This window comes from Methylobacterium sp. E-065 (assembly GCF_022829605.1).
Taxonomy (GTDB): Bacteria; Pseudomonadota; Alphaproteobacteria; order Rhizobiales; family Beijerinckiaceae; genus Methylobacterium.
This window is the reverse complement of record NZ_JAKSYD010000271.1, coordinates 1-7,144: the sequence shown is the minus strand read 5'-3', so window position 1 is coordinate 7,144 and position 7,144 is coordinate 1. Positions and strand designations below refer to the sequence as shown.

The 7,144-nt window shown below is 60.4% G+C and carries 9 protein-coding genes; 6 read left to right on the top strand and 3 right to left on the bottom strand.

Features of this window, described 5'->3' with window-relative positions; translation table 11 throughout:
• Window positions 1–191 (top strand): hypothetical protein (locus MKK84_RS31265; protein WP_243926289.1); only part of this gene is annotated, 191 nt, incomplete at its 5' end.
• A 321-nt stretch (window positions 192–512) separates the two neighbouring features.
• Here the strand turns inward: MKK84_RS31265 and MKK84_RS31260 are convergent.
• On the bottom strand, window positions 513–731 hold the full coding sequence (locus tag MKK84_RS31260) for a hypothetical protein (RefSeq protein ID WP_243926287.1): 219 nt from the start codon (window positions 729–731) through the stop codon (window positions 513–515).
• A 914-nt stretch (window positions 732–1,645) separates the two neighbouring features.
• On the opposite strand from MKK84_RS31260, the gene MKK84_RS31255 reads away from it, so the two are divergent.
• From MKK84_RS31255 to MKK84_RS31240, 4 genes are all read left to right on the top strand, one after another.
• Complete coding sequence (locus MKK84_RS31255) at window positions 1,646–2,290, top strand: ParA family protein (RefSeq protein ID WP_243926286.1); 645 nt, start codon at window positions 1,646–1,648, stop codon at window positions 2,288–2,290.
• A gap of 2 nt (window positions 2,291–2,292) precedes the next feature.
• Window positions 2,293–2,601: a hypothetical protein gene (locus MKK84_RS31250; RefSeq protein ID WP_243926284.1), complete on the top strand. Its 309-nt coding sequence runs from the start codon at window positions 2,293–2,295 to the stop codon at window positions 2,599–2,601.
• A gap of 152 nt (window positions 2,602–2,753) precedes the next feature.
• Window positions 2,754–3,044 (top strand): hypothetical protein, encoded by a 291-nt coding sequence (locus MKK84_RS31245; protein WP_243926282.1) that lies wholly within the window; start codon window positions 2,754–2,756, stop codon window positions 3,042–3,044.
• On the top strand, window positions 3,031–4,026 hold the full coding sequence (locus tag MKK84_RS31240) for a site-specific integrase (RefSeq protein WP_243926291.1): 996 nt from the start codon (window positions 3,031–3,033) through the stop codon (window positions 4,024–4,026). Before MKK84_RS31245 ends, MKK84_RS31240 begins: the two co-directional genes overlap by 14 nt.
• A gap of 76 nt (window positions 4,027–4,102) precedes the next feature.
• Here the strand turns inward: MKK84_RS31240 and MKK84_RS35760 are convergent, their stop codons facing one another.
• Window positions 4,103–4,273 (bottom strand): hypothetical protein, encoded by a 171-nt coding sequence (locus MKK84_RS35760; RefSeq protein WP_313899382.1) that lies wholly within the window; start codon window positions 4,271–4,273, stop codon window positions 4,103–4,105.
• Between the two features lie 284 nt (window positions 4,274–4,557).
• On the bottom strand, window positions 4,558–6,405 hold the full coding sequence (locus tag MKK84_RS31230; protein WP_243926278.1) for a flagellin: 1,848 nt from the start codon (window positions 6,403–6,405) through the stop codon (window positions 4,558–4,560).
• A gap of 164 nt (window positions 6,406–6,569) precedes the next feature.
• On the opposite strand from MKK84_RS31230, the gene MKK84_RS31225 reads away from it, so the two are divergent.
• Window positions 6,570–6,974: a flagellar biosynthesis repressor FlbT gene (locus tag MKK84_RS31225; RefSeq protein WP_243926276.1), complete on the top strand. Its 405-nt coding sequence runs from the start codon at window positions 6,570–6,572 to the stop codon at window positions 6,972–6,974.
• Window positions 6,975–7,144 lie beyond the last annotated feature (170 nt).

The window sequence follows — 7,144 nt, the reverse complement described above, 5'->3', positions numbered from 1 at the left end:
TCGGGAACTGTCGGAAGCTGCTGCTGAGCCCGCGCTCCACCAGCAGCAACGACGAGAGCGAGGGCGGCGAGGACTGTGCGCATCCTGGCAGGATAGCGGAGCTGCCGGCACCAGCAACCGCTTTGGGTACGACCCACCGCCCAGCCGAAAGCAGCGGTTTCATTAACCCGCTGCCCGCATCCTATCGGTAGACCGGGTGATGTCCCCCTCAAAGCTCGGATCTGGAAAGCCCGCCCGGCTCGCTGCCGTGGCGGGCTTACTTTTGACAAACGAGTCACGTCAACGCGATGTTTGTATTCAGCATGTCACTGCCCACGTCGGACTAACGAAGTCAGTAGACCGCGAGAAACTGATGCACATTCATGCAATCTTCGCTGTCGCCATTTTCGCCGGTTTCGTAGAGTTCGCGCGTCTGTGTCACGAAGCCCCGGTGGCCTACGACGACTAATCGGCTTAGCGAAACAAAATCGACGTTGAGCCCGCCCCGTTCACCGTAGCGGGCTTTTTTGTGCTCAGCTCCTCGGCGAGGTCGGGGCGGCGATACCCGCTCGAGCTTCTATGCTGTCGAGGCGCTCACGGAACGCAGCCAGGAACGCCGCCACTGTTTCAGCCGGAGCGGGGTCGTTCCAGCCTTCGCGGGGCCCCATCACTTCGAAGATCCAGCCGGTCGTGGCAAAACCAATCTTGCCAGCCTCCTCGGCGAGCTCGGCGCGTGTGATTGCGTTGCTCATCGGATCCCCCATTCCTGTTTAGCGAATTCTCCCTTACGTCCCTACAACATGCGTCGCCAGGTGGTCGCGCTTGTCGGCAACCCCGAGCCACATCGCGTATCGGCTCGGCTCACGCTGGTGAGATCGGACGCTCCCCTGCCCCGTGAGCAGATCGGGGCGGGGCCGAGCGCAATCTTCGATGCGGGAAGCCTACTCCGACTCCTGCATCGTGGTCAGGCAGCAACTGCGTGCGCCGCTGACGGTTCGGAGGAAACGACAGCGGGCGACGAAAGGGCGGGCGCTCGCGAACAGGAAAGCGGAGTCTATGATCTGAAAGCGGACGGTCAGACGTCGGGCTACCGGCCCTCCAGGGGTCAAACGCCGGGCGTGCCGATCTGAGAGTTCGCGGCGCGGGCGGGCTGATGCCGCGCCTCACAATCGCCGTGTCACCGAGGCTCCCTTCTGTGATGCGCTTCATCCTTGCTGCTGCCCTCCTCGCCGCCCTGCCGACCGCCGCTCTCGCCAGCGAGGCTCAAACGGATGGTCGCGTCACGGATGGCGGCTTCGGGATGAGCGGTGCGGACTATTACGGCGATATCCGCAGCCGGATGCCCTTCACCAACGAAGCCCCGCCTCATCAGATCGGCATCCGCGACGTAGATCGCGTCCGGGCTGCTCGACGACGTGCGGAAGTCGCTGGTCGACGGGCTGAGGCTCGGCGGCAGCTGCAGCGCCGGCGTCCAGCTCAGGGTTGACGCTCCCGCCACAGATCAGCCGCGTGCTACCGCTTCGTGGCGATCAGCCCGTCGAGCCTCGGCTGATGGCGTGGACGTATGGACGTGGTAATCAGCCGTTAACCGGCCAGCACCAGTTTGACGCAACAAGGTACGGACTGACGTGGCTACGTCATTACGTAAGCACGCAATGAGGCACTGATGTACGTTGTGGTGGTTGCGAGCCAGAAGGGTGGTGCCGGCAAAACCTCACTAATGCGCAGTCTGGCGGTGGCAACTCACCAAGCCGGGCACGCCACCGCGCTCCTCGACACGGATCCGCAAGGCTCGCTTACAAGCTGGTGGAACAGGCGCGAGGATCAGCAGCCGGCGTTGGTCCGGTTCGACGTGGCGGACTTCAAGGCTGGGGCTGATCGGCTCGCCGAGGCCGGCATCCAGTACCTGTTCGTTGATACCCCGCCGTCCGTGCGACCTGAGCTGCGGACTATGCTTGGGCACGCCAGTCTCGCACTAGTGCCGGTGCGGCCCTCCCCTGACGATCTCGACGCAGTGGGCGATACCCTAGCGCTGATCGAGGATGCCGGGTGCCCGTTCGTGTTCGTGCTGACGCAGGCCAAACCGCGGACACGGTTGCAGATGCAAGCCGTGATGGCACTGGCGAAGCACGGGAAGCTCGCGCCGACCGTCGTTCACGACAGGACGGACTTCCCGACGGCCGCGATCACGGGCAAGGCGGTGACGGAGTTCGAGCCCGAAACCGCCGCAGCGCGCGAGGTTAAGGAAGTGCTTGAGTACGTAATGACGCAACTGCGTAAGGACGCAGGCAAGGCAAAGGCTGGGCGCTGAACATGGCAGGCAAGCAACCGCCGTCCCTCGACGGGCTGATCCAGGCGAAGGGTGCGCCCCGGCCGTCCGACGTGCCGCAACGGGGCGAGGCGCCAAGCCCTGCCGCCGCTCCTTCGGCCAAAACGGAAACAGTTTCCGTTTCACCCCCGCGGCCGGGATCCGACGCGGAGCCCCGCACGAAATCGCTCACGCTGCGACTGTCCGAGCCCCGCTATCAGCGGCTCAGGCGGTTCGCGTTCGACCGGGACGCCAGCCACCAGGAAGTGATCGAGGCGGCGTTGATGGCCTACCTTGAGCGCGAGGGCAGCTAAAGCCGTGACGCATCCGCTTGGGTGCGTGGCTACGTCATTACGTAAGCACGTCAGTCGGCAACCACGTGCTTGCTGACTTGCACGACTGATCATTCGGATGTAGCTTCCGGTAAGCGTCATTCTCGGAAGTTTGATAGGGTTAGGAAACGCTCTTGGCGGCATTGCCAGTTCTGCCGTTGGAATGGGTGACGACAGCTACGCGCTGGGTCGTCAAAACGATGGCGCGGTCCTCGCTGGAGGATGTTCCTCCCGGGCAGCGAATGTACGTTGTCAGCGTGGTCGGGCGATCGATGCGCGCTCAGGGCGCGACACTGCCTGATGGATGGGAACGAGCACTCTCGCTTCTGTGCGGCTGGGGCGATCCGGGCGAGACCGCGCAGGACACCATCAACCCAGGGATGACGGCAAAGATCGAGACGCGTGAGCGAGATGCCGACGCCTGAAGTCATCCCGGCCGAGTTTCACGAGCACGCCGTAAAACTACCAGCCGAAGCCGCCGCGATCGTCCGCGCCTATCAGCAGGCCAGCAAGGCGGACTCTACCGTTCGCGCCTACCGATCCGACGTGCAGGTCTTCCAGGCATGGTGTGAACGGTTCGGTTTCCGGTCTCTACCGGCGAGCCCTGAGGCCGTGGCCGGCTTCCTGGCTCACGAGGCCGAGGCCGGACGGTCCGCCTCGACGATCGGCCGTCGGCTCGCCGCGATCCGGTACGGGCACAAGCTGGCGAAGGCCGCGGACCCGACGGATGACGAGGACGTGCGCGCCACCATAAAGGGCATCCGGCGTCGGATCGGGACCGCGCCGAACCAGAAGGCGGCGGCCACGGTCGATGTGTTGCAGATGCTGCTCGCCCGCACGCCCGACACCCTGACCGGCAAGCGCGATCGGGCGCTGCTGGCACTCGGGTTCGCGGGCGCGTTCCGTCGGAGCGAATTAGTGGCGCTCGACGTCGAGGATCTGCGCGAGGATCCGGAAGGCCTGCGCGTCATGGTCCGCCGCTCGAAAGTGGATCAGGAGGGCAGGGGGTTCGAGAAAGCCATCCCGACCGGGCGCTACATCCAGCCCGTGCGCCTCGTGCGGGAATGGCTCGATGCGGCCGGCATTACGTCCGGCCCGGTGTTCCGGCCGGTGTCGCGGTCGGGGAGGGTGCGGGGGAACTGTGCGCAGCTCGTATCGCAACCCGCCCGCCTCACGGATCGGTCGGTAGCCAATATCATCAAGGCCTACTGCACGGCCGCGGGGCTCGATGCATCGACGTTCGGGGCGCACTCCTTGCGGGCCGGCTACATCACCACGGCGGCCGAGCGCGGCGCCGATCTCGCCCGGATCATGGACCAGTCAGGCCACCGGGATCCGAGGACGGTGGTTGGCTACATCCGCAGGGCCAACGCCTTCAAGGGGCATTCGGGGAGCGGTTTTCTATAATTTTGGCTTTAAGCGACTAATACGCAGCTTAATAAGCTATTAGCCAAGCTTTTGGTGTTGGCGACTGCTGGCAAAGTCAATTGATCAAAGCTCCATATTGGAGCGGTTTCCCGGCAGCGATCTGATGAAGCATCGTCTCATGTTTTATCATCGCGTCGCCAATCAAAATCGCGGTAATATAATCGCCTTCCGAAATACGCGCGTCCATTTCGACAATATATCTTCCAAAAGTCTTAGTTTCACTCATGAGCTGGTTCGCTAGAACCATGAAGTGAAGCTGGTGAGATGGACAACTGGGGTCATCCCGCATCCGACGGATTATAACGCATATGCGCTTGCAGCATGTATCGGCCTCTGTCTCACCAATTAGCGAGCGGTAGCATTCGACCGCCGGATCAAAGCCGGACAACTGACACCCCACTGCAAACGATCTTCGAAGGCGTCCGACGATGCCTAGGCGCGGTTAATCGGCTGTAAATAGAAACGGCCGGGGTGATGCCCCGGCCGCCGTTATCAATATGGCGCTAAAGGTTAGCGCAGGAGCTGCAGGACGCCCTGCTGAGCCGTGTTAGCGAGCGATAGCGCCGAGATACCCAGCGAGTTGCGGGTGGAAAGCGCCTGCGAGTTGGCAGCTTCCTCGTTCATGTCAGCGTTCACTAGGTTGGCCGAACCGGTATCGAGGACGTTGATGATCCCCTTTGTGAAATCCTGGCGGTTCTGCACGACTGACAGGTTAGACGAGAAAGTAGCAGCCTGCGACTTCAAGGTATTGGTCGCAGACGAAATTTGCGAGAAAACTTTGTTGATAGAGTCGTTATCAATAAAGTCGCTGCTCGAGACTGTGTTGAGACCAAGACTATCGGCAGTGGTCGCAACACCCTTAACGGCGATAGAAGAGGTATTATCAGCATTGAAGGCAACTTTCATCTGGTCGCCATTCAGAAGATTAACACCATTGTATCCAGAGTCCTTCGACATCTGGTTGATCTGCGTCAGAAGACCGTTGTAATCGTTGACCAATTTATTACGGGCATTCTGACCATCGCCGCCAATGGTGGCAACAGACGACGAGGACAAGAAGGCGCTGCTACCACCAACCGCGCTTCCGCCCAACAGCAGGTTTTGCGAGCCTGCATCGTTCGACGACGTGATCGTGAGATGCCCCGTGCTGTCGATGGTCGCCTGAGCATCGGCGCTACCCAGAGCAGTGTTGAGCTGATCCAAGGTCGAGATCTGCCCGGCGCCAGAACCAAAAGTCAGTGCTGCAGTCTTGGCACTCGCACCGGTTCCGACTGTGACCTGGAGCACCTTTCCGCTCAGATCAGCGACAGACCCATTTGCGCCAAGGCCGGCAGCGAACTGCGTCGTCGAGTAGCCAATATTGGATACAAGCGCCGTAGCCGTCGAGCCGTTGCCGAGGTTAACAGCAGTGTTTGCGTCCTTGGCCGTGAACGTAAACTGACGAGTGGTTGCATTGAACTGAGCAGTTACATCGCCATTGGTCGCCGAGGCGACTTTCTGGGCGAGTGTACCGATGGTGTCGCTTTCGTTCACCGACACGGTTGAACCGTTGACTGTGAACGTATCACCGTTGACGAACCCTAAGCCGGTCGCCTTGCTACTCGCGGTTGGCACGAAGGTGCCCGCCACGGCGGTGTTGGTGCCGAAAAGTGCGGTCGCGTCCGTTCCACTCGGTACCGCAAAGGAACCGCCGTCAGAAGTTCCGGTAAATTTAAGGGCGTTGGTGCTGTATGAAGCTACGACGCTTGAACCCGCCGCTTGCAGCTGAGCGTTGATCGTGCTCAGCAGCGTAGCCTTGTCGCTCGTGCCACCAGCAATAGTAATGTTGACGCCATCGACGGAGAAGTGCTTGTCCGTCGCACCGACTGCAGTGGCAACCGCAGCGTCGTTCGTGTAAGTCACGCTGCCCGTGGCCGACTGAGCGGCAGCGCCGGTGCTAGCACCGATCGCAGTGCCAAGCGCCTGGGTCGCACCAGTCGACAACAGGTTCGAAGCAACGGCACCATTAAGCGCCTTGGAGGTCACCGCGGCTTTCGCCGTGAAGGCGTTCGTCGCCGACAGGGCCTGATTGGCGGTCGATTTCAGCTGATCGGTCAGCTTCTGAAGGTTAGTAATACCCTGGTTGGCAGCCTGGATGGTCTGGATGCCGTTGCTGATGCCGTCCAGAAGGCTCGACAGATCCGATGACCGCGAACCCAAGGCCTGAGAGGTGAAGTAGTTCACCGGGCTATCGAGCGCGCTGTTGACCTTCTTGCCGGTCGAGAGACGGTTCTGCGTGGTCGCAAGCAGATCGGCGGTGCCCTGCAGCGAGAGCAGGTTCGTCCGGGTGGCAGCAGAAAGCGTGACGCTGGAAGACATACGAAATCATCCTTTTTGGGGTGGAAGCCACTTTTTGGTGGCTTTGACAGGATGACCCCTTGGTTCTTGCCAGCTCCTTAAAGCACCCCCTACTGCAAAAGGAATTCTCTACGGATTGTTAACAAAGCGTCGATACGCTTCAGCAAATCCAAAAGGGATCGACCATGCCCCTGCGCATTATCGTAAAGCCACAAGAGCGATTAATTGTTAATGGCGCCGTCCTGCGCAATGGAGGCAGCCACAACATTACTCTCATCGTAGAAACGCAGTGCCAGTTTCTCCGCGAGGGTGAACTGATTAGCGAGAGTGAAGCTGATACACCTTGTAAGAAGCTTTGCTTGACGCTTCAGGTCCTTCATCTTTCTGAAGATCCAGCAGATGTTGAAAATCTGTTTTTTGCGCAGGCGGTTGAAGTCATGCGACTTATGCCCAGCGCAGCGCCTATCTTGTTGCAAATTCAAGAAGCCTTGGCGGCTAAGCAAACCTACGCAGCCGTAAAGTTTGGCAAGCAGTTGATGCTTCATGAGCGCGAATTGCCCATTATTTGTGATAGCTCGAATGTAGCGTAGGCCGACGACGCAATCAGTCTCTCTGATCATTCAGGTGGTGCCGGAGCACCTTCCGGTATCGTGAGTTGCTGCAACTCGGTGTCTTTACCGTAGCCCCATGGGCTAACTTCCGCGATGCTAGGGTCTGTCGTCGCCTGAACCATCTGGCGTAGCACGCGTTTTGTGCCTCT